Here is a 21,426-nt window from a genome sequence, read left to right as displayed (position 1 = left end):
GCCCATGGGCTCGGGCCATGTTAAAAGTCGTCGCATGTATTTGTGAATGAAATGCTCGACGCCGGAAAAGTGCAGAAATGAATAGACCTTTGTTCGACCTCGACCTGTTGCGCGCGCTCGTGATGGTCGCCGACTGCGGCAGCTTCACGACCGCGTCCGCGCGCCTGCATTCAACGCAGTCGACGGTCAGCCAGAAGGTGCGGCGGCTGGAGGAGATCGCCGGGCATCGCCTGCTCGACCGCGGCACGCGCGACGTGCGGCCGACCGACGCCGGCGTGACGGTGCTCAGCTACGCACGGCGCATGATCGCGCTGAACGACGAGATGCTGGAAGCGCTGTCGGGCGCGACCGTCGCGCTGACGATCCGGCTCGGCGTGCCCGACGATTTCGCGGCGGGCCGCACGACCCATGCGCTCGCCGCCTTCAAGCGCGATCATCCGCAGGTGAAGCTTGAGGTGATGTGCGGGTTGAGCCGCGATATCTGCGCGGCCTACGATCGCGGCGAGCTCGATCTGGTGCTGATCAAGCAACGGCGCGACAGTCGCGAGGCGGTGGTGCGCTGGCCGGAGAAGCTGCGCTGGATCGACAGCGCACAACATCCGACGATCGAGCTCGATCCGGTGCCGATCGTCGTGTTCCCGCCGCGCGGGCTCTATCGCGACGACATGATCAAGGCGATCGAGGAACGCGGCCGCCGCTGGCGGATCAGCTTCACGACGTCGAGCCTGAGCGGCATCCAGGCGGCCGTCGCGGACGGGCTCGGCATCAGCGTGCTGCCCGCGCGCGTGGTGACCGACGAGCACGTGGTGCTGACCGAGGAACACGGCGGCTTCGCGCCGATCGAGAACATGGACATCGCGATCCTGCATCGGCCGACGGCCGATCCGATGGTCAGCGAACTGACGAAGGCGCTCGCGGCGATGCTGGAGCAGGAGGAGGAATGAGCGCGGCGATGCCGGTCGGCATCAGCCGAGCAACCGCGTGACCACGTAACCGGGGAATGCACGCGCGTCAGAACATCGTGTTCCCGTTCGCCGCCTGCTCCGGCACCGGCTGGTTCACGTCCCAGTGCTCGACGATCTTGCCATGCTCCAGCCGGAAGATGTCGATGATCGCGCTGCCGCGCGTGCCGGGTTCGCGCACCGCGTGCACGTGCAGGATCACGTAGTCGCCGTCGACGAACGACCGCTCGATCTCGCTGTGCGACTGCGGATACTTGTCGCGCAGGAACGCGACGAACTTGCGGAAGCCGTCGCGTCCGTCGGCCGCGTTCGGGTTGTGCTGCACGTATCGGTCGCCGACATACGCGAGCGCGGCATCCGCATCCTTCTCGTTCAGGCCTTTTTCGTAGAACGCGAGCACCGTCCGCCGGTTGGCTTCCTGCTGCGCGTCGGTCGGGCCGGCCGCCACCGCATGCGCGGCGCTCGCGGCGACCAGAGCCGCCGTCATCCATCGTGCGGCCCGTGCCGCTGTCGTGCGTCGCATCGTCGTCTCCCGGGAAATCCGGCTGAAAACCGGATCATACCGGGGCGACGCCGCGCTCACGCTTCACTCAGACCAGCGCGCCGTTGCGCGCGACGATCTTCCCCGACGACACGACAAGCCGCCGCGTCGGCCGCGCGACGACGGCCTCGGCGAACGTCAGCGCATCGACGAGCACGACGTCCGCACGCTTGCCCACCTCCAGACCGTAGTCGGCGAAGCCGCAACCGCGTGCCGCGCCGTGCGTCACGCAATCGAGCGCGACTTCGAGTGCGTCGTCACGGCGGAAATCGTTGCGCATGCCGATCAGCATCGCGCGTTCGAGCATGTCGGGCGACCCGTACGGCGTCCACGTATCGCGCACGCCGTCGTTGCCGCCGATCACGGTCACGCCGGCCGCACGGCACGCGGCGACCGGCGGCACCGGCACCGCGGCCGGCGCGGTCGTGACGATCGCGACGCCGAGTTCGGCCATCCGCGCGAGCAGCGCGTCGCGCTCGCGTTCGGTGATATCGCCGAGACAGAACCCGTGACTGATCGTGACCTTGCCCTGCATGCCAAGCGCGGCAGTGCGCTGCAGGATGAGGTCGAGCGAGTACGCGCCCATCGACCCGCGCTCGTGCAGGTGCAGGTCGAGCCCGCGACCGTGACGCTCGGCGATCCCGAACAGCACGTCCACCGCCTCGACCGGATCGCCTTCGATCGCGCACGGGTCGAGCCCGCCGAGCAGGTCGGCACCGGCGGCGAGGGCTTCGGACAACAGCGCATCGGTGCCCGGCCGCTTCAGCACGCCCGACTGCGGAAATGCGACGATCTGGATCTCCACCTGGCCGCGCAGCGTCTCGCGCGTCGCGAGCACGCCGTGCAGATGCCGCAGCCCGGCTTCGGTGTCGACATCCACGTGCGTCCGGATGCGCGTCGTGCCGGCCGCGAGGAACGCGCGCGACAGCGCGAGCGACGCGGCGCCTGCATCGTGGCCGCTCGTCGCGCGGTAGTTGCGTTCGTTCTCGATGCGGTCGACCAGGCGCGGCCCCACCGCGTTGCGATACCACGGCATCCCCCAGTGGGTCTTGTCGAGGTGCGTGTGGCCTTCGACGAGGCCGGGCAGCGCGAGCGCGCGCGCACCGTCCTCGATCGCGCAACCGGCGGGCGCGTCGAGCGACGGGCCGACGCGCGCGATGCGCTCGCCTTCGATCAGGATGTCGAGCGCTTCGTCTGCATGCGTGCGGACGTTGCGGATCAGCAGGTTCGTCATGTCGGTTCCTGTGTGGTCGGTCAGTGCAGGGCCTTCACGATGCACGCACCGCGACGGCGGTCAGGTCGTTATCGCGTGAAACGTTGTGCCGGCGCGAACGGCGCACCGGTATCGCTTTCGCCGCGGCGGAACACCCAGCGTTCGGCCGGCACGCCGGCGACGGCGGCGGCCGCATTCGGCGCGCGCACCGCGACGAAGCTCGCTTCGCAGCCAACCGCGATGCCGTAGTCGGCCTTGCCGATCGCGCGCGCGCCGGCATGCGTCGCCATGTCGAGCGCGATGGCGAGCGCGTCGTCGGTGTAGAAACCCGAGCGGTAGCCGACCATCATCGCGCGCTGCAGCATGTCGCCGTTGCCGTACGGCCACCAGGCATCGCGAATGTTGTCGTTGCCGGCGAACACGTGCACGCCCGCGTCGCGCAGCTGCCGCACCGGCGGGAATGCGCAGTCGCCCGGCGCATTGGTCAGGATCGACACGCCGGCGCCGGCGAGGGCCGCGGCCGCACGCTCGACCTCGCCATGATCGACCTGGCCGAGCGCATACGCGTGGCTCACGTTCACGCGGCCACCGAGGCCCGCCGCGCGCGTGCGCGCCGCGATCCGCAACAGTTGCGCGATGCCGGTCTCGCCCGGTTCGTGCAGGTGGATGTCGATCTTCGCGCCGCGCTTCTCGGCGATGCCGAACACGATGTCGAGTTGGCCGTCCGCGTCGCCGTCGAGCGTCGTCGGGTCGATCCCGCCGACCACGTCGGCGCCCTCGCGCACGGCCGCATCGAGGATCTCGGCGGTGCCCGGGCACGTCACCACGCCGGCCTGCGGGAACGCGACCAGTTCGATGTCGACGACCCCGCGCCATTGTTCGCGCGCGGCCATCACGGCCTGCAGGTTCGACAGGCCGGTCGTCGCGTCGACGTCGACATGGCTGCGCATCGCGATCGTGCCGAACGCGGCGGCCTGCGCGATCAGCGCATTCGCGCGCTCGACGATCGGCGGAGCGGCCGCGAGCTGGCGCTTCTCGACCGCGAGCCGTTCGCGCAGCGAGCCGACCGGTTCGTGCGGCACCCAGCGGTCGCCGACGAAGCTCTTGTCGAGATGGATGTGGCCGTCGACGAAGCCGGGCAGCACGACGCGCCCGCCGAGGTCGATCGTTTCCGCGCCGGGCGCGGCGGTGCAATCGGCCCCGATCGCGACGAAGCGGCCGTCATGGACGGCAAGGTTGACGGGCTGGCCGCCGGCATCGACGGCGTTGGTGAAGAAGCGATCGGTCATGACTCGGAACGTGTGGGGCGGTCGCTGCGCGACGCCGGCTCGGATGGCCGAAAGGACCGCGGCCGGCACGGCTCGGCCGTTGGCAGGGAATGCGGTCACGATATCGGACGCGTTGGCCAGTGGCCAATTAAATGTCGCGATGCCGCGCATTCGATTTCGCGATATACGGACGGGCCGCCCCGTCGGGCCTGGCGCGGCGATCGGGTGCGATCGCCGGGACGGTGCCCGCATTGCCGACAAGCGTGCCCCGGCACGGTCGCGGCCGGGCGTCGCGCGCCGCCTCGCCCGGCCGCGATTTGCGCGGCAACAGACTTTACACGTTGTTACCCGGCCGCACCGGACGCGCATCCGCCCTTTCCTTATACTCACGCCGAGTTCGCCACCCGTCCCGGAATTCGTCGGCGAACACGTTGCCGATGCAGGAAACATCATGATGCGCATGCCTTCCACGAAGACCGTTCTGTTCGCCTCGCTCGTCGCCGTGGCGGCGCTTCCGCTGACCGCCTGTGTCGCGCCGGGATACTACGGCGCGCAACCGGGCTATCCGCAGCAACAGTACGCGACGCCCGGTTACGCGCAGCCCGCGTATTCGCAACCCGGCTACGTGCAGTCGCAGCAGCCGGCATATCCGAGCCAGGCCCCGCAGTACGACCAATACGGCAACCCGCAGCCTTACGCCGGGCAATACGGCAACGGCTACGGCACGCAATACGGCACCGTCACGAACATCCAGCCGGTCAGCGGCTCGATCGGCACGTCGGGCGTCGCCGGCACCGTCGTCGGTGCGCTGGTCGGCGGCCTGGTGGGCAACCAGTTCGGCCGCGGCCACGGCCGCGATGCTGCCACCGTGATCGGCGCGCTCGGCGGCGCCGTCGCCGGCAACCAGATCGGCCAGCAGATGGGCGCGGCCCAACCGCCGAGCAGCTACCGGATCGACGTGCAGGTCAGCGACGGCTCGACGCGCTCGTTCGACGTGCAGTCGCCAGGCAACCTGCGCCCGGGCGATCGCGTCCAGATCAACGGCAATCAGCTGTCGCGTTATTGATCTGGGTCGCGTGCACCTGAGCTGATCGGGTGCATCGAGGACACCTCACGTCGCGTCCGCATTTCACGCGTCCGACGCCGTGCGCCGCTTCGGCGCAACGCACGGGCGCGCATTGCTTCATCCCCGCTCCTTCCATCAGCGCGGCACGCTTGTCGCGTACGGCACTGCGCCGTCACGCGCCTCACGTCGCGCACAGGCCGCGGTCGGGCTCGCATCGAACGCTGCGGCCGGCATGTCCGCATCCGGTTCGTTTCCGCTTGCATCCCTTCGACGCCGAGTGCGCGATTGCCCGCAGACATCGCGAACGCTCATCCATTCTCCACGCGTCATCTCCATCGCCCTTCGCGCATCGGCGCCCTTCATCTCGCGTGCCGATCGGGCACGCCGATCGGGCAAACGAGTGCATGCGTTTCCGCTTAGCATTGTCGATGCCCTGCCGCGCATCGCGCCGCAGATTCCGATGTCACGGCACACCAACGACAATCCCGACCGATGATCACGATCCGCCTGCTCGACGCCGCCGACGCGGCGCAATTCCAGTCCGTCCGCCTCCGCGCGGTCGACACGTCGCCGACCTCGTTCCTGCCGACCCGCGACGAAGAAGCACGCGTCCCGGTCGATGAATTCGCGACGCGCATCACCCCAACCCACGAGCGCGCCGTGTTCGGCGCGTTCGACGACGCAACGCTCGTCGGCATCACGGGCGTGCGCCGCGATGCGCGTGCCAAGGTCGCGCACAAGGCGACGATCTGGGGCGTGTTCGTCGACCCCGCGTATCGCGGGCGCGGCATCGCGCAATCGCTGCTCGACAACGCGACCGCGCACGCAGCGCAAGCGTGGCAGTGCATGCAACTGGTCCTGTGCGTGAATGAAATCAACGGCGCCGCGGAACGGGTGTACGCGTCGCGGGGGTTCGTCCGGTTCGGCACGGAACCGCGTTCGCTGTTCGTCGACGGCCGCTTCTACGACGAACACCACATGGTCAAAACGCTGGCATGACGCGTCGCGTTCGCGCGCCCTTGGCCGGTCGCACGCGAACGCCTCTCCACGCCGTTACGTCATCGCTTGTCGGTGATCGTCGTGTTGACAGCCTGCCCGGCGATCGTCACGTTCGTCAGGTCAACCGCCGCGTTGGGCACGGTGCCGGCAGCAAATGCTCGTGTGGCCGCGAACAGTCCGCCGAGCACAGCACCGCCTGCGAGTGCGCCGGTCCAGCCGATGAAATCGCGGCGCGACACCTCTGCTGCGGCGAAGGCGAACGGCAGCGGTTTGCGGCCATGGGCATTCCTTCAATGGTTGGGGTATCGACACGCCAGGCGGCGGCCCTCTATTCATACGTCGTCGCACCACGAGGCAAAGCCTCGCCGTGATCGAAATCGAGGATGCATCTGTCGCTCACCTCGTTTCAAAGCTGCCTTCGCCGGAATGTGTGCGCACACTCACTTCTCAGTAACAGAGAAAAGACATATGTCGTCGTATCTTTATGCGCAGAAACTCGATGTCTGATGGATACGCGGTCAGGCCCGAATCGACCGCGCGCATGGAATATGACAAGCTCTCGGAGGCATCACCCGTCCATGCAAACCCGTCACAGGAGCCCCAATTGCAGACCCGCCACGGAGTCGACCTCATCCGCGCCCGCGCGCTGTTCGATCGCGAGCGCCGTGCATTCACCGAAGCCATGCCGATCTCCCGCGCGTTGTCCGCGGAAGCGTCCGAGCATTTGCTGTTCGGCGTGCCGTTGCACTGGATGCAGGACTGGTCGACGCCGTTCTCGCTAGTCGTGAAGGAGGCGCGCGGCGCGACGTTCACCGACGTCGACGGTCATCGCTACGCGGACTTCTGTCTCGGCGACACCGGCGCGATGTTCGGCCATGCGCCCGAGCCGGTCGCGCGCGCACTTGCCGAACAGGCGACGCGCGGCTACACGACGATGCTGCCGAGCGAGGACGCCGCGTGGGTCTCGCGAGAACTCGCGCGCCGCTTCAAGCTACCCGTCTGGCAATTCGCGTTGAGCGCGAGCGATGCGAACCGCTTCGTGCTGCGCTGGGCGCGCGCGGCCACCGGCCGCAACACGATCGTCGTGTTCAACGGCTGCTATCACGGCACGGTCGACGACGTGTTCGTCGACCTCGTGGACGGCCGCCCGGTGCAGCGCGACAGCCTGCTCGGGCAGTCCTACGATCTGCTCGCGAACACGCGCGTCGTCGAGTTCAACGATCTCGACGCGCTCGAGGCGGCGCTGAAGGACGGCGACGTCGCGTGCGTGCTCGCCGAGCCGGCGATGACGAACATTGGGATGGTGCTGCCCGATCCGGGCTTCTGGGAGGCCGCACGCGAACTGACGCGCCGCTACGGCACGCTGCTCGTGATCGACGAAACGCACACGATCAGCAGCGGCCCCGGCGGCTACGCGGCCGCGCACGGCCTCGAACCGGACGCGCTGGTGGTCGGCAAGCCGATCGCGGGCGGCGTGCCGTGCGCGGTCTACGGGTTCAGCGCCGAATTCGCGGAGCGCGCGAAAGAGGCGAAGCTGACCGCGCCGCCCGGCCATTCCGGGATCGGCACGACGCTCACCGCGAACATGCTGGCCATGCACGCGATGCGCGCGACGCTCGCCGAAGTCGCGACCGATGCCGCGTATGCGCACATGTTCGAACTGGCCGCGCGGCTCGCGACCGGGCTCGAACGGGCGATCGCGAAACACGGGCTGCCATGGTGCGTGACGCGCATCGGCGCGCGCACCGAGTTCCAGTTCACACCCGTGCCGCCACGCAACGGCACGATCGCGGGCGAGCAGCTCGACAGCGAGCTCGAGCACATCGTGCATCTGTACCTGCTGAACCGCGGCGTGCTCATCACACCGTTCCACAACATGATGCTCGTGTGCCCGCAGACGACGACCGACGACGTCGATACGCTCGTCGCGCGGTTCGACGCATGCCTGGGCGAACTGGCGTGACGTGATGCGGCGGCCGTTCGGCTCGCCCGCAGCGGCAAGCTGAACGCACGCCCGGCGCTACTTCGGCAAATCCGTCGGATCGACCTGCGTGCCGGGCACGCCTGCGGTGCGCGCGCTCGCTTCAAGCTCGTCGCGCAGCGCCGCACGCCCCGGCGACGATCGCGGCGGCCGCGATGCCGCGCATTGCGTGGGAAACGCTCATGCTTGCTCCTGTGGAAATGCGCAACCGCCGTTGCCGGCGGAGCGTCACATCAAATTGCCGTGAAGTCAGTCGAGACACGGTTTGCCGGCCGGCAGGAACTGCCCGCGCCCCGGCTCTGCGGCGAGCAGCCGGCCATCCTCGACGAGCAGTTCGCCGCGCGACAGGCAATGACGCGGCCAGCCCGTCACCTCGATCCCTTCATAAGGCGTGTAGTCGACCGCATGATGCAGCGACGCATTCGCGATCCGCACGCGCTTGTCCGGGTCCCACACGACGATATCCGCATCGGCGCCGACCGCGATCGTCCCCTTGCGCGGATACAGCCCGTACAGCTTCGCGGGCCGCAGCGACGTCAGCTCGACGAACTGGTGCAGCGACAGGTGACCCTTGCGCACGCCGTCGAACAGCAGCGGCAAGCGGGTCTCGAGCCCCGGAATTCCGTTCGGGATATGGTCGAACGACACGGCATGCCCACCCGGATGCTTGCCGCACGGATCGTCGTAGTTGAACGGCGCGTGATCGGACGAGAATACCGAAAACACGCCCTGCTTCAACGCCTTCCACACGGCCTGCTGGTTCGCCGGATCGCGCGGCGGCGGGCTGCACACGCACTTCGCGCCTTCGTACCCGTCGTGACCGACATGGCCGAGATCGGCTGCCGTCAGGTACAGGTACTGCGGGCAGGTTTCGGCCAGGATCGGCAATCCGCGCGATTGCCCCCAGCGGATCTGCTCGATCGCCTCGGCACCCGACACATGCACGATCAGGATCGGCACGTCGACGAGTTCCGCGAACGCGATCGCACGATGCGTCGCCTCGCGCTCGACCACCGCCGGCCGCGCATGCGCGTGGAAATGCGGCGCGACGTGGCCGTCGCCGAGCAGCCGCTCGGTCAGCCAGCCGATGCAGTCCGAGTTCTCCGCATGCACCATCACGAGCGCGCCGTGCTCGCGCGCGACCGACAGCACGTCGAGCATCTGCCGGTCGTTCAGCTTCAGGTCGTCGTAGGTCATGTACACCTTGAACGACGTGTAGCCGTTCGCGATCAGCCGCGGCAGTTCCTCGGCCAGCACGTGCGGCGTCGGATCGGCGACGATCAGGTGAAAGCCGTAGTCGATCAGCGCGCGCCCTTGCGCGCGCCGGTGATAGTCGTCGACGGCCGCCTGCAGCGACTGCCCCTTCGCCTGCGCGGCGAACGGCACCACGGTGGTCGTGCCGCCGCACAGCGCGGAGCGCGTGCCGGACAGGAAGTCGTCGGCCATCTTCAGCCCGTCGGGCATCGGCTGGTCGAGATGGCAATGCGCATCGACGCCGCCCGGCATCACCAGCATCCCGGTCGCGTCGAGCTCGCGCGGCGCGCGCGGGAGCCCGTGGCCGAGCATGGCCACGCGCCCCGCGCGGATGCCAATGTCGCACGAGAACCGGTCCGCCGCCGTCACGACGTCCGCGTGACGGATCACGAAATCGAGATCGTTCGACATGACGCGCGCCTCAGATCACGTCGCTGAAGAGACGCCCCCAGCCCTTCACCTGCCGCGTGTCGTAATCGGCGAGCTGCAGCGACTTCCACACGACGGTCGAGATCGTGTCGTAGATCGGAATGCCCGTCTCTTCCTCGAGCGCCGGCACCAGGTGCGCGGCGTTCAGGTTCGTGCAGAAGATCGAGATCGCGCGCGGGCCGGCCTTCGCGACTTCGCGCACCATCCCGCCGATCTGGTCGCCCGTCACTTCGGAGAACGAGAAATTGACCTTGAGGTTCAGGTGGCGCTCGGCGATACAGTTCAGCCCCGAGCGGCGGTAGTTGTCGACGATCTTCGTCTGCACGTCGTCGAGGTACGGCGTAACGAGGCCGAACTCGTGCGCGTGGGTCTTCTTCAGGATCTCGTTGAGCGCGAGCACGGAGGTCGTGGCGGGAATCCCCGTCGCCTCGGTGATGCGCTGGCACAGCCGCTCGTCGGCCTCGAAGCCGAGCCAGCCGGACGACGTGCCGTTCCACGCGATCACGTCGACCTTCGCGTCGGCGAGCAGCATCGCGGCCTGGATGATCTTGTCGTCGTCGAACTGGCCGAGCGCCTGGCCCGTCAGCGAGATCTCGGTGACGGGGAAGCGCGCGAAGTGCGCGGACACGCCCGGCAGGCCGGCGACCATCGCGCTCGTCAGCGGTTCGAGCGACGTGTTGGACGACGGGGTGAGCATGCCGAGCAGGGTACGTTTCTTCATGATGGATTTCTCTCTACCAGTGAATGCAGTCGATGCAGTGAAAGCGGTCGGTCAGACCGGGAGCTTGTTTTCGTAGTCGATCGCGCTGGAGCACACGAGCAGGCCGACGCCGGCCGCCGCGAACACCATCAGCGCAAGGAAATAGGAACCGGTGAACTGCACGATCGTGCCGACGACGATCGGCACGGTGATGCCGCCGATGTTGCCGCCGAGGTTCATGAAGCCGCCGAGGAAGCCGATCTTGTTGCGCGTGCCGAGCGACGACGGAATGCACCAGTACAGCCCGCACCAACGCAGGAAGAACAGGGTCGACGACAGCAGCGCGACGCACACGACCGGGCTCTTCACGTAGGCGACCGAAAAGATCGACACGGTCGCGATCACGGCCGCGATGCCGAACAGCGTGCGCATCACGACGTTCGGACGGCCGCCCGCGGCCTTCCACTTGTCGGCGATCCAGCCGCCGAGCAGCTCGCCGACGAAGCCGCAGAAAAAGATGATGAAGGTCGAGCCGCCCATCTGCTTGATGTCGAAGCCGTGCACCTTGTGCAGGTAGTTCGGCATCCACGTGAGCAGCCCGTAGAACACGCTGTTGAAGCACATCCAGCCGAAGAACATGCACCACACCGAGCGGTACTTGAAGAAGTCGCGCGAGCGGCCCGACGCATCGGCCGGCTCGGCCGCGAGATCACTCGCGTGCGACGCCTCGATGTAGTCGGCTTCGAGATCGTTGACGCCCGGATGCTCGCGCGGCGTATTGCGGATGTAGTACCACGCGAGGAAACCGGCCAGCACGGTGCCGACACCGGCGACCGCAAACGCGAGCCGCCACGAGCCGAGCAGCGCGATCAGCCCGGCGATCAGCACCGCGCCCAGGGCCGCGCCAAGCGGCGCGCCGCCGTCGAGCAGCGTGGCGCCGCGACCGCGTTCGGTCTGCGTCATCCAGATCGCGTTGAGCTTGCCGCCGGCCGGATAGATCGGCGCTTCGGACGCGCCGAGGCCGAGGCGCGTGAGCAACAGCGACGGCGCGTTCGTGCTCAGCGCGGCGATCGCCTGGAAGAAGCCCCAGAACACGGTTGCCGTCGCGATCACGATGCGCGGCTTGAACCGGTCGGCCAGCATCCCGCCCGGGATCTGCATCACCGCATAGGTCCAGAAGAACGAACTGAGGATCAGACCCTCCATCGCCGGCCCGATGTTGAACTCTTGCGAGATGTAAGGCATGGCGACGGACAGCGACGCGCGATCGACGTAGTTGATCGCGATGAGGCTCAGCATGACGACGAATATCTTCCAGCGGACGGCGGATTTGCCGACCGTCATGGCGGCGACACCGGAGGTTGAAGACATGGACGGACTCCAGGAGTGAACGAGGATGGTCAGGACGTCGCGCAACGTGGAGCCGAGTATAGGATTAGAAATTTATAATTACCGTTAGCGTAAACACTTGGTTTAATTGAATTTGTTGTATCACTAAGATGGTGCAGGGTAAGCCCCGATATCGTGATAAGCTTGCCCCATCATGAGCCAGACACCCCGCAATCCCCTGCTTCTGCGCACCCGCGGCATGGCCGCGGAGATCGCCGCGCGCCTGCGCGTGATGATCGACGAAGGCGAATTGCCGCCCGGCGCGCGGATCGACGAAAAGGAACTGAGCCTCGCGTTCGACGTGTCGAAGACGCCGCTGCGCGAAGCGCTGAAGGTCCTCGTCGCGGAAGGCGCCGTCACGCATCGCCAGTACATCGGCTATCGCGTTGCACCGATCGACGTCGACGATCTTGTGTCGACGTTCGAGCTGCTGCACGGGCTCGAGGCGATGGCGGGAGAGTTACTGCGCAAGCGCATCGCCGCGTCGACGCTCACCGCGTTGCAGGCGAAGCACCGGCGGATGGTGGAGTGCCACGAGGCCGGCAAGCGTGTCGAATATTTCCGGCTGAACCAGCAGATTCATCAGATGATCGTCGACGCGGCGGGCAACCCGGTGTTGTCGGGCATCTATGCGTCGCTGATGTCGAAGGTGCACCGCGCACGCGGCGCCGCGAACGCGGACACGCTGCGCTGGGCCGAATCGCTGCACGAGCACGAAGCCATCATGGCCGCGCTCGCCGATCCCGACCACACGCAGCTGCCGCAGGTGCTGCGCAGCCATTCGGAAAACACCGCGCGCGAAGTGCTGGCGATCCTCGATCGCACGAGCACGGCCGACGCGCCGGGCAAGCGGGCGGCCGAAGCGTAACCGCTTCGTGACAGCCGCCCTGTTCCGGCGGCCTGACGCCCGTTACACCGCCTTCAACGCGCGCCGCGCCACTTCGTCAAAATAGCACGCACCGACCGGCCATCGGCACCACGCGCTCACGCGCGAGCTGTTCTTCGCGAACAACAAAGTGAAGCGGTTCAAGACGCTGGTGAGCATGAGCCGCGTGAAGGTCGGGCTCGAGGTGCCGGTGGAGATCGGCGAGTGACGATCGACGTCAGCGCCGGTCGGCGGCCAGTGATCCGAAAAACGTCGCGACCTTGGCCTTGCTCGTCGCCTGCAATCGCGACATGAGCCCGTGATCGACTTGTCGCAGCCCGTAAGTCTCGCCGATGTCGCGCTGCATCCGGCACCACAGATGGCTCGCGATCTCCGCGTCGACCATCGCGCGGTGAGCACGGCCTGCCTTCGGCAGCCGCAGCATGTCGGCGAGGCTCGACAGCCGGTGACTTTGCGCGTGCGGGTAGATGCGCCGCGCGACGAGCATCGTGCACGCGAACGCATGCTCGGCCGCCATGCCGAGCATGCCGAGCTCGGCCTGCCAGAATCGCTTGTCGAAGCCGGCGTTGTGCGCGACGACGGGGTGGCTTCCGACGAATGCGGCGGCTTCCTTCATGACCTTCGACACCGGCGGCGCCGACGCAATCATCTCGTTCGTGATGCCGGTGAGCGCGACGACGTCGGACGGAATGCGGCGCCCCGCGTTCATCAGGCTCTGGTAGCGGTCGACGATCTCGCCGTCGCGCAGAAGAATCACGGCGATCTCGGTCGCCCTGTCTCCCATGTTCGGGGAAAGCCCGGTTGTTTCGAAGTCGAGTACCGCAACGGTTTGCATGGTCGAATCAGAGGAAGGATACCTGGCGAGCAACGTCGATCAGGACGCGTCGCGCCGATGGAAAAGCGCCATAGTATCCCCGGATGCGGCGTCCGGCGGCAAACGCCATCGTCGTGCGCGGCGCATCGCCGCTTCCGTTCAGGCCGGCACGATCGCCACTTCCCCTGCAAAACGACGGTGAATGCACCGATGCACCCGCGCATCGGTACATTCACACGCCCGCTACGTCAGCGACAACTGAAGCTCGCCGCCGAGTTCACGTCGCCCGACCCGTTGTAGCGCGCGACCTGCGGATACGGACACAGCGGACGCGTGCGCCCCGTTCCCCACGACGTCGGCACGTCCGCATTCGGCACCGCGTTCGTCGTGTCGCGCGCCGCGGCGACGATCGCCTTGGGCGCCTGCCCCTGCTCGACCCACGCGACGAGCGGCGTCAGCATGTCGAACTGGTCGGCTGCCGGCCCGCCGGAGCAGTGGTTCATGCCCGGCACGGGATAGAAGCGCGCGAAGTCTGACGCGTCGCCGCCGTTCACCTGCGCGAGCCGCCTGTACCAGTCGCTCGTGTCGTTGTACGAGAAGACCGGGTCGCCGGTGCCGTGATAGACCAGCAGCTTCGCGCCGCGCGACTTCAGCGCGGACAGGTTGGTCTCGTCGGGCGGCGTCATGAACGACCACGCGGATTGCGTGTATGGGCCGTTCGTCGCGAAGATCGCCGGCGCGTCGTTGTCCATGTCGAAGCCGAGCGCGAAGCCGGCGAGGTTCGCGAGCGTCGCGGCGGTTTTCGGCGGCGTCATGAACGTGAACGCCATCGCGGCCGGGTCGAGCGTGATCGAATTCGACTGCTTCCACGCGGCCCAGCCGCCGCCGGCAATGCCCGGATCGTACGGAAAGCTCGCATAGAGCGCCGTGCCCGCGCTGTTGCGCGCGCCCGCGAACACGTTCTCGAGCGCGCTCTTCTGCGCGACCGTCAGGCAGGTGCCGGTACGCGTGCCGTTCGCGCAGGTCGGGATGTCCGTCTCGACGCTGAAATGCGCCTGGCATGCGGCGACGTCCTGCACCATCCCGTCGGCCACGCCGTCGAGCGCATCGCACTTGTCGAGAATCGTCGCGCCGACGAACCGGCGCTCCGCGTCGTTGAAGCCGCTACGGATGTCCGGCAGCCCGTTCGAGCCGGTCGCCGACGCGATCTTCGCGAACTGCTGCGCGCCGTACATCTCGCCGATCGCCGCCTTCGGCAGATGGAAGCCCGGGTCGCCCGCGATGATGCCGTCGTAATCGGCCGGGTTGCGCACCGCCGTGACCATCGCATGACGGCCGCCGTTCGAGCAGCCGCCGAAATAGCTGCGGTCTGGCGCCTTGCCGTATGCAAGCCGGATCACCTGCTTCGCCATCGGCGTGAGCGCGTCGACCGCGCCGTAGCCGTAGTCGATGCGCGCCTGCGGATCGACGCCGAACAGCGGGTTCTGCGCGGCGCTGTGCCCGGAATCCGAGCTGATCACCGCGAAGCCCATGTTCAGCGCATCGGTCAGCGGCCCGCCGCCGCCGATCTCGCCGGTCGCGGTCACGACGTTGCCGTCGAGCCCGCCGTTCGCCTGGTAGAAGAAGCGGCCGTTCCACGCTTTCGGCAAGCGCATCTCGAAACCGATCGCATAGTTCTTGCCGTCGACCGCGCTCACGCGCTCGTTCATCTTCCCGTCGATCACGCAGTGTTCGGCGATCGGCTTGCCGGCCACCGTCAGCGCGCCGGCGGCCGCGGTCGTCACCGACGTGAACGACGTGTTCGCATACGACAGCTTCGCGGCAAGCGCGTCGCAGGTCTGCGTCATCGCGGCCGGCGTCGCGGCGCTCAGGTGCGTCGGCGTGGCGCTGACCGAATCGTCGTCGCCGCACCCGGCGAGCATGGCCGCCGCCGACAGCGGTGCAATGCAAAGGAATGCAGATTTTCTGTTCAAGATAGCTCCCGTTCGTCAGGCTGCCGGATCAGAACATGTGCCGCACGCCGACCATCGCGCCGAGCTGCCCCATCCCCGCGCCGGGCGTCGTGCCGGGCCCGCCGCCGCTGACCGCGTAGCGTGCATGCGCGCTGTTCCACAGATACGACGACTGCGCGTAGACAGCCGTGCGCTTCGTCAGCAGATAGGTCGCGCGCAGCGTGGCCATCGTCGCGCGCGTGTCGTGCGCGCTGTTGACGATCCGGTAACCCTCGCCATCGACGACGAAGTCGGGCTTGATCGCATACGACGCACCGACGAAGAACAGGTCCGAATGCGCGCCGGGCGCAGCCGGCGAACCGGTCGACACGCGCCGCCCGATCCAGCCCGCGCCGATCTTCGCGCCGGCCGCCTGCGCATACGCGCTCACGTGCGTGCGCGCGTCCTTGCCGCCGCTGCTGGTGAAGGGGACGGGCGCCACGCCGTCGAAGAAATTCGCGGCCGCGCCGGTGCCGCCGCGCTGCTCCTCGTACGACGCCGCCGCACCGAAATACGCGCTGTCGTACTTGAGCATCACCGACCAGTTGCGGCACTGGACGGCATCGCCCGGCACCTGCCCCGCGCACGTGCCCTGCCCCGGCGAGTTGCCGGTGCCGGCGCCGTCGCGGCCGAACGAATACGCGGCGCCGAGCGTCACTCCGCGATACGTGCCGACGTAGGTCACCGCGTTGTCGGCGCGGCCGTTCGGCACGTATGCGTCGAACGAGCCGAGCCCGTAGATGTCGGGGCCGATGATGTCCGCGCCCTGCAGCGCGAGATAGGTCATCGTGTACTGGCGGCCGAACGCGAGCGTGCCGAAGCCGCTCTTCAGCCCGACGAACGCCTGCCGCCCGAACAGCCGGCCGCCCTGCCCGAGATCGCCGCCGCGCACGTTGAAGCCGCTTTCGAGCGTGAATACCGCCTGGTAGCCGCCGCCGAGATCCTCGGTGCCGCGCAGGCCCCAGCGCGACGGCAGCTCGCCCGTCACGCCCGGCATGCGCACGACGTGGTCGCCGGCAGCGTTTGCGTGCGACACGAACTCGACGCCGGTGTCGATGATCCCGTACAGCGTCACGCTCGACTGCGCGTGCGCAACCGGCGCGGCCAGCGCGCAGCACGCGCCGGCGGCCAGCAGGCCGTTCCTTGTCTTCGTCTTCATTTCGTTGCGTCTCCAGACCTTGATGAATTGCGCGCTCTGTCGGCGTGCATGGATAAAAACGAAACGTCAGTCGCTCGCTTGCGGGCGGCGAATCAGCACCAGCGCGGCGACGGCCGCGACGAGCGTGACGGGGATGCTCGCGCCGATCACGACGGGCGCGCTGCGGCCGGCGGCCAGCAGCGTCGCGGCCGCGAGCGGCCCGACGACGGAACCGAGCCGGCCGACTGCCACCGCCGCGCCGACGCCGGTGCCGCGCATCGCGGTCGGGTAATAGATCGCCGCGAGCGCATACAGCACCGACTGCCCGCCGACCACGAACATCCCCGCCGCGAACGCGGCCGCCGCGAGCGACGCGAAACCGGGCGCGGCCGCGAGCGCGGTGAGCGACAGCACGATCCCGACATACATGCCGCCAACCACGCGCGACGCGCGCATCCGGTCGAGCGCCGCGCCGATGCCGAGCGCGCCGAGCCCCGCGCCGACGTTGAACGCGATCTGCACGAGGCCGACGTGCGCGCGATCGAGCCCGCGCGAGGCCATTAGCGACGGCAGCCAGTTCAACAGGAAGTAGAGGACGATCAGCGTGCAGAAGTAGCTGACCCACAGCGCGACCGTCGATGTCGTGCGGCCGTCGCCGAACAGCGTGCGCGCGACGCTGGTGCGCGCGGCCGGCGTGCCGGCGACGTCGAGATACGCACGCGATTCCGGCAGGAACAACGCCAGCAGCGGCACGAGCAGCAGCGGCCCCACGCCGCCGACGTAGAAGATGTGCCGCCATTCGGTGTCGCCGGCGAGCAGCACGCCGATCAGCGACGCGATCACGCCGCCGAACGGGATGCCGCAGTACATCGTCGCCACCGCGCTGCTGCGCGAGCGCGGCTCGACCGCCTCGGACGACAACGCGATCAGGTTCGGCATCGCGCCGCCAAGGCCGATGCCGGTCAGCACGCGCACGACGACGAGCATCGCGAAGGTCGATACCTGCGCGGTGGCGATCGACAGCAGTCCGAACAGCACGGTCGACGCGATCAGCACGCGCTTGCGTCCGATCCGGTCGGCGAGCCACCCGCCGAGCATCGCGCCCGGCAGCAGCCCGAAGGTGCCCGCGCTGAACGCGATGCCCATCTCCGACACGGAAAGCCCGAATTCGCGCGCCATGCGGGGCGCAGCGACGCCGACCGACTGCAGGTCGAGCCCTTCGAGGAGTGCGATCGCGAAACACAGCGCGAGCGTGGTCGCGACCGTGGGTTTTTCGGCAACGTAAGTGTTCATCGTGTCTCCAGTCCCATGTCTTGTAGTCGGTCGGCCCGTACCGGCCGACCTTATCAGGCAGCCTGATTCACTGGCCGCAAGAATGCCTGCCGATATCGTGGCCGGCGGGTCGTTGTTCCTGCTTGCTTCGGTTTGCTTCTGCTTACGCGTAGATCACGTCGGGATCGCGTCGCGCCGGGTCGTACAGCGCGTCGATCGTCGCCGCACGATGCTTCTGCACGGCCGCCTGGTTCAGCGAACCCTTGTCGGTCAATTCACCGAGATCGAGCGACGGCGGCGTGTCGATCAGCCGGATGCGCGCGACGAACGTCGAACCGCCGCTTGCATGCCGGTTCAACCCGGCGAGCCATGCTGCGAACGCCGCGCGCACGGCCGGCGCGCGCAGCACGTCGGAAACCGTTGCATCGGCTGCGAGCCCCGCCAGCGCACGGCACGCGTCGATGCGCGGAAACACCAGCAGCCCGATGTCGTCGCGATTGATCCCGGTGACGACCACGTCCTGCACGTACGGCGCACCGCTCGACACCGCGTTCGCCCGCAACGGCCCGACGCTGACGAACGTGCCGCTGCTCAGCTTGAAATCCTCGGTCAGCCGGCCGTCGAACAGCAGCCCGAGTTCCGGCCGCGCCGGATCGGCAAAGACGCCCGCGTCGCCGCTGCGGTAATAACCCTCTTCGTCGAACACGTCGCGCGGATCGACGTCGGCATGCCAGTAGCCGCGCATCACGTTCGGCCCCTTGAAGCGCAGTTCGAGCTTGCCGCCGCACGGCACGAGCTTCGCGTCGCAGCCGGGCGCGGGCAGGCCGATATAGCCGGCGCGCATCAGCGGCCCGGTCGTGAACAGGCACGACGGCGACGCCTCCGTCATCCCGAGGCCGGCCATGATCCGGATGCGCTCGCCGCAATGCGCGTCGGTCACGCGGTCGAGCCGGTCCCACGCGGCCTGCGACAGCCCCGCGCCGCCGAAGAAATACAGCTTCACGCGCGAGAAAAACGTGTCGCGCAGCACGGCATCGCGCTCGAGCGCGGCCGTCAACTCTTCCCAGCCCTTCGGCACGTTGAAGTAGATCGTCGGCGCGATCTCGCGCAGGTTGCGCACGGTTTCGTCGAAGCGGCCCGGCATCGGGCGGCCGTCGTCGATGTACAGCGTGCCGCCGTTGTACAGCGCGATGCCGAGGTTGTGACTGCCGCCGAACGTGTGATTCCACGGCAGCCAGTCGACCAGCACCGGCGGTTCGCGCGTCAGCTCGGGCATCGTCTGGCGCAGCATCTGCTGGTTGCTGCACAGCATCCGGTGCGTGGTCGGCACCGCCTTCGGCAGCTTCGTCGAACCCGACGTGAACAGGATCTTCGCGAGATGATCGGGGCCGATCGCTTCATGGATCGCGTCGATCGTACGCGGGACGGTCGCGAGCAGGCGCGACAGCGGCACGACGCCGCCCACCGCGCCGGGCTCCGCATCCGCATCGTTCGCGACGATCAGCGCCGCATCGGCCGGCAGCGTCGCGTCGAGCGCACGCGCAAACGGCGCGCGTTCGGCGACGAACACCGCGCCCGGCCGCAGCACGCCGAGCGTGTGACGCAGCTTGCCGTAGTCGGTCGACACCAGCGAATACGCGGGCGAGATCGGCGCATAGGGCACGCCGGCCAGCATCGCCGCGAACATCAGCTGCAGATGCTCGAGATCGTTGCCGGACAGCACCGCGAGCGGCCGCTCGACCGACAGCCCGAGATCGACGAGGCCCTGGCCGAGCGCGCGGGCGCGTTCGAGCATCTGCGCGTAAGTGATCTCGATCCAGCGGCCGTCGGCGCCGCGCCGCGCGGCGAGCACGCGGTCGGGATGCGCGTGCTCGCCGCGTACGAGGCAGTCGGTCAGGCGCGTCGGGTAGTCGCCGAGCGGTTCGCGCGAGCGCAGGTACCACGTGCCGTTCTCCGCGCGACGAATTTCGGCCGAGCCGACCGCGACGGCCGCCGCGCGATAGCGCACGCCGCCCGTGTCGTTCGCCGGCCCGCTCGCGGGCATCGCAACATTCATCGTCGGCTCGCTCATATCGGGTAGTGACGCGGTGTGGTCTGCACGGTGATCCAGCGCAGCTCGGTGAATTCGGCGATCGACGCGCGGCTGCCGAAGCGGCCGTAGCCGCTCGCCTTCGTGCCGCCGAACGGCATCTGCGCCTCGTCGTGCACGGTCGGCCCGTTGACGTGGCAGATCCCCGATTCGATCCGGCGCGCGACCGTCATCGCGCGTGCGATATCGCGGCTGAACACGCTCGCCGACAGCCCGAACTCGCTGTCGTTCGCGAGCGCGACCGCTTCGTCGTCGCTGTCCGCGCGCAGGATCGCCACCACCGGCGCGAACGATTCCTCGCGATAAAGCCGCATGTCGCGCGTGACGCCGTCGACGATCGCGGGCTGCATCGTCGCGCCCTCGATCCGGCAGCCGAGCGGCAGGCGCGCGCCGTGCGCACGCGCATCCTCGACGAGCGACGCGGCACGCGCGGCCGCGGCCGCATCGACCATCGTGCCGAGCGCATGGCCCGCCAGCGGATCGCCGGCGACCAGCGTGCGCGCCTTGTCGGTCAGCCGTTCGACGAGCGCATCGGCGACCGGCCGCGCGGCGATCACGCGTTCGGTCGACATGCAGATCTGCCCCTGGTTGAAGAACGCGCCGAACGCGATCGCGTCGACGGCCGCATCGAGATCGGCATCGTCGAGCACGAGCACCGGCGCCTTGCCGCCGAGTTCCAGCAGCACGGGTTTCAGGTGCGCGGCCGCATGGCGCGCGATGATGCGCCCGACGTGCGTGGATCCGGTGAAGTTGATCCGCTTCACGTGCGGATGCGCGATCAGCCGCTCGACGAGTTCGGGTGCGTCGGCCGCCGCGTGCGTGATCACGTTGACCACACCCGCGCCGAGCCCGGCGTCATCCAGCACCGCGCCGATCAGCGCGTGCACGCCCGGGCACGCTTCGGACGCCTTCAGCACGACCGTATTGCCGCATGCGAGCGGCATCGCCAGCGCGCGTGTGCCGAGGATCACCGGCGCGTTCCACGGCGCGATGCCGAGCACGACGCCGCACGGCACGCGCATCGCGAGCGCGAGATTGCCGGGCACGTCGGACGGGATCACGTCGCCGTCGATCTGCGTCGTCATCGACGCGGCCTCGCGCAGCATGTTCGCCGCGAGCGTCACGTTGAAGCCGAGCCAGCCGGGTGTCGCGCCGGTTTCGGCCACGCCGGTCGCGATGAACGCGTCGATGCGCGCGTCCATCAGGTCGGCCGCCTTCAGCAGCCGGCGGCGCCGCTCGGTCGGCGCGAGCGCCGCCCATGCGGGGAACGCGCGGTGCGCGGCATCGATCGCCGCGTCGGCGTCGGCCAGGCCGGCCGCCGGCGCGCGCGACGCGAGCGCGCCCGTCGCGGGGTTGAATCGGTCGAAGGTTCGGCCGTCGCGGGCGGTACACCACTCGCCGGCGATCAGCATCCGTCTGTCGGTCATGTCGTCT

Annotated in this window: 18 protein-coding genes and 1 pseudogene; 6 read left to right on the top strand and 13 right to left on the bottom strand. The window is 68.4% G+C overall.

The features are described from left to right. Positions 1-77 precede the first annotated feature (77 nt). Positions 78-944: a LysR family transcriptional regulator gene (locus WS66_RS00375; RefSeq protein WP_059604793.1), complete on the top strand. Its 867-nt coding sequence runs from the start codon at positions 78-80 to the stop codon at positions 942-944. A gap of 67 nt (positions 945-1,011) precedes the next feature. Here WS66_RS00375 and WS66_RS00370 read toward each other — a convergent pair whose 3' ends face one another. From WS66_RS00370 to WS66_RS00360, 3 genes are all read right to left on the bottom strand, one after another. Then, positions 1,012-1,485 (bottom strand): nuclear transport factor 2 family protein, encoded by a 474-nt coding sequence (locus tag WS66_RS00370; protein WP_059604790.1) that lies wholly within the window; start codon positions 1,483-1,485, stop codon positions 1,012-1,014. A gap of 67 nt (positions 1,486-1,552) precedes the next feature. Then, positions 1,553-2,737, bottom strand: a complete 1,185-nt coding sequence (locus WS66_RS00365; protein WP_059604787.1) for an amidohydrolase family protein — start codon at positions 2,735-2,737, stop codon at positions 1,553-1,555. Positions 2,738-2,805: 68 nt separating this feature from the next. Then, positions 2,806-4,005 carry an amidohydrolase family protein gene (locus WS66_RS00360; protein WP_059604784.1) on the bottom strand — a complete coding sequence of 400 codons (1,200 nt, stop codon included), beginning with the start codon at positions 4,003-4,005 and terminating at the stop codon, positions 2,806-2,808. A 430-nt stretch (positions 4,006-4,435) separates the two neighbouring features. On the opposite strand from WS66_RS00360, the gene WS66_RS00350 reads away from it, so the two are divergent. Together WS66_RS00350 and WS66_RS00345 are read left to right on the top strand one after the other, a co-directional pair. Continuing rightward, the gene (locus WS66_RS00350) at positions 4,436-5,050 is read left to right on the top strand and encodes a glycine zipper 2TM domain-containing protein (protein ID WP_059604781.1); all 615 of its coding nucleotides are present in this window, start codon (positions 4,436-4,438) and stop codon (positions 5,048-5,050) included. A gap of 492 nt (positions 5,051-5,542) precedes the next feature. After that, positions 5,543-6,049, top strand: coding sequence for a GNAT family N-acetyltransferase (locus tag WS66_RS00345; RefSeq protein WP_059604778.1), 507 nt, complete (start codon positions 5,543-5,545; stop codon positions 6,047-6,049). A gap of 59 nt (positions 6,050-6,108) precedes the next feature. Here WS66_RS00345 and WS66_RS00340 read toward each other — a convergent pair whose 3' ends face one another. Then, complete coding sequence (locus tag WS66_RS00340; protein WP_059604775.1) at positions 6,109-6,288, bottom strand: twin-arginine translocation signal domain-containing protein; 180 nt, start codon at positions 6,286-6,288, stop codon at positions 6,109-6,111. Positions 6,289-6,653: 365 nt separating this feature from the next. Here WS66_RS00340 and WS66_RS00335 point away from each other — a divergent pair, with 365 nt between their 5' ends. After that, positions 6,654-8,012, top strand: coding sequence for an aspartate aminotransferase family protein (locus WS66_RS00335; RefSeq protein ID WP_059604772.1), 1,359 nt, complete (start codon positions 6,654-6,656; stop codon positions 8,010-8,012). A gap of 267 nt (positions 8,013-8,279) precedes the next feature. Here the strand turns inward: WS66_RS00335 and hydA are convergent, their stop codons facing one another. The 3 genes from hydA to WS66_RS00320 are packed head-to-tail and all read right to left on the bottom strand — an operon-like array spanning position 8,280 to position 11,784. Beyond that, entirely contained in the window at positions 8,280-9,695 is a 1,416-nt protein-coding gene (hydA, locus tag WS66_RS00330; RefSeq protein WP_059604766.1) for a dihydropyrimidinase, read from the bottom strand. Between the two features lie 10 nt (positions 9,696-9,705). After that, positions 9,706-10,434 carry a maleate cis-trans isomerase family protein gene (locus WS66_RS00325; RefSeq protein WP_059604763.1) on the bottom strand — a complete coding sequence of 243 codons (729 nt, stop codon included), beginning with the start codon at positions 10,432-10,434 and terminating at the stop codon, positions 9,706-9,708. A gap of 51 nt (positions 10,435-10,485) precedes the next feature. Next, positions 10,486-11,784: an MFS transporter gene (locus WS66_RS00320; protein WP_059604761.1), complete on the bottom strand. Its 1,299-nt coding sequence runs from the start codon at positions 11,782-11,784 to the stop codon at positions 10,486-10,488. Between the two features lie 172 nt (positions 11,785-11,956). Between WS66_RS00320 and WS66_RS00315 the strand changes: the two genes are divergently transcribed. Together WS66_RS00315 and WS66_RS34245 are read left to right on the top strand one after the other, a co-directional pair. After that, entirely contained in the window at positions 11,957-12,670 is a 714-nt protein-coding gene (locus WS66_RS00315) for a GntR family transcriptional regulator (protein WP_059604759.1), read from the top strand. A gap of 103 nt (positions 12,671-12,773) precedes the next feature. Next, positions 12,774-12,896, top strand: a pseudogene (locus tag WS66_RS34245) (AsnC family transcriptional regulator); the annotation flags it as partial. Positions 12,897-12,905: 9 nt separating this feature from the next. Here the strand turns inward: WS66_RS34245 and WS66_RS00305 are convergent. From WS66_RS00305 to WS66_RS00280, 6 genes are all read right to left on the bottom strand, one after another. Further along, positions 12,906-13,523, bottom strand: coding sequence for a 3'-5' exonuclease (locus WS66_RS00305; RefSeq protein ID WP_059604755.1), 618 nt, complete (start codon positions 13,521-13,523; stop codon positions 12,906-12,908). A gap of 227 nt (positions 13,524-13,750) precedes the next feature. Continuing rightward, entirely contained in the window at positions 13,751-15,475 is a 1,725-nt protein-coding gene (locus tag WS66_RS00300) for a tannase/feruloyl esterase family alpha/beta hydrolase (protein ID WP_059604752.1), read from the bottom strand. A gap of 28 nt (positions 15,476-15,503) precedes the next feature. Further along, positions 15,504-16,652, bottom strand: coding sequence for a porin (locus WS66_RS00295; protein WP_059604750.1), 1,149 nt, complete (start codon positions 16,650-16,652; stop codon positions 15,504-15,506). A gap of 66 nt (positions 16,653-16,718) precedes the next feature. Then, a complete protein-coding gene (gene mhpT / locus WS66_RS00290; RefSeq protein WP_059604748.1) occupies positions 16,719-17,924 on the bottom strand; it encodes a 3-(3-hydroxy-phenyl)propionate transporter MhpT in 1,206 nt (401 codons plus the stop codon). A 142-nt stretch (positions 17,925-18,066) separates the two neighbouring features. Further along, on the bottom strand, positions 18,067-19,974 hold the full coding sequence (locus WS66_RS00285; RefSeq protein WP_059604745.1) for a feruloyl-CoA synthase: 1,908 nt from the start codon (positions 19,972-19,974) through the stop codon (positions 18,067-18,069). Continuing rightward, entirely contained in the window at positions 19,971-21,419 is a 1,449-nt protein-coding gene (locus tag WS66_RS00280) for an aldehyde dehydrogenase (RefSeq protein WP_059604742.1), read from the bottom strand. Before WS66_RS00280 ends, WS66_RS00285 begins: the two co-directional genes overlap by 4 nt. Positions 21,420-21,426: the final 7 nt, after the last annotated feature.

The sequence above is a fragment of the Burkholderia sp. LA-2-3-30-S1-D2 genome (genome assembly GCF_001523915.2).
Classification (GTDB): Bacteria; Pseudomonadota; Gammaproteobacteria; order Burkholderiales; family Burkholderiaceae; genus Burkholderia; species Burkholderia diffusa.
The sequence above is the reverse complement of the archived record's forward strand: the minus strand, read 5'-3'. Positions and strand labels throughout refer to the sequence as shown.

What these genes read in the sequence shown, in the direction of transcription:
- WS66_RS00345 (WP_059604778.1), top strand. Translation starts at nt 5,543, where the DNA reads ATGATCACGATCCGCCTGCTCGACGCCGCCGACGCGGCGCAATTCCAG.
- WS66_RS00360 (WP_059604784.1), bottom strand. Translation starts at nt 4,005, where the DNA reads ATGACCGATCGCTTCTTCACCAACGCCGTCGATGCCGGCGGCCAGCCC.
- WS66_RS00375 (WP_059604793.1), top strand. Translation starts at nt 78, where the DNA reads ATGAATAGACCTTTGTTCGACCTCGACCTGTTGCGCGCGCTCGTGATG.
- WS66_RS00320 (WP_059604761.1), bottom strand. Translation starts at nt 11,784, where the DNA reads ATGTCTTCAACCTCCGGTGTCGCCGCCATGACGGTCGGCAAATCCGCC.
- WS66_RS00295 (WP_059604750.1), bottom strand. Translation starts at nt 16,652, where the DNA reads ATGAAGACGAAGACAAGGAACGGCCTGCTGGCCGCCGGCGCGTGCTGC.
- WS66_RS00365 (WP_059604787.1), bottom strand. Translation starts at nt 2,737, where the DNA reads ATGACGAACCTGCTGATCCGCAACGTCCGCACGCATGCAGACGAAGCG.
- WS66_RS00280 (WP_059604742.1), bottom strand. Translation starts at nt 21,419, where the DNA reads ATGACCGACAGACGGATGCTGATCGCCGGCGAGTGGTGTACCGCCCGC.
- WS66_RS00350 (WP_059604781.1), top strand. Translation starts at nt 4,436, where the DNA reads ATGATGCGCATGCCTTCCACGAAGACCGTTCTGTTCGCCTCGCTCGTC.
- WS66_RS00370 (WP_059604790.1), bottom strand. Translation starts at nt 1,485, where the DNA reads ATGCGACGCACGACAGCGGCACGGGCCGCACGATGGATGACGGCGGCT.
- mhpT (WP_059604748.1), bottom strand. Translation starts at nt 17,924, where the DNA reads ATGAACACTTACGTTGCCGAAAAACCCACGGTCGCGACCACGCTCGCG.
- WS66_RS00315 (WP_059604759.1), top strand. Translation starts at nt 11,957, where the DNA reads ATGAGCCAGACACCCCGCAATCCCCTGCTTCTGCGCACCCGCGGCATG.
- WS66_RS00285 (WP_059604745.1), bottom strand. Translation starts at nt 19,974, where the DNA reads ATGAGCGAGCCGACGATGAATGTTGCGATGCCCGCGAGCGGGCCGGCG.
- hydA (WP_059604766.1), bottom strand. Translation starts at nt 9,695, where the DNA reads ATGTCGAACGATCTCGATTTCGTGATCCGTCACGCGGACGTCGTGACG.
- WS66_RS00305 (WP_059604755.1), bottom strand. Translation starts at nt 13,523, where the DNA reads ATGCAAACCGTTGCGGTACTCGACTTCGAAACAACCGGGCTTTCCCCG.
- WS66_RS00325 (WP_059604763.1), bottom strand. Translation starts at nt 10,434, where the DNA reads ATGAAGAAACGTACCCTGCTCGGCATGCTCACCCCGTCGTCCAACACG.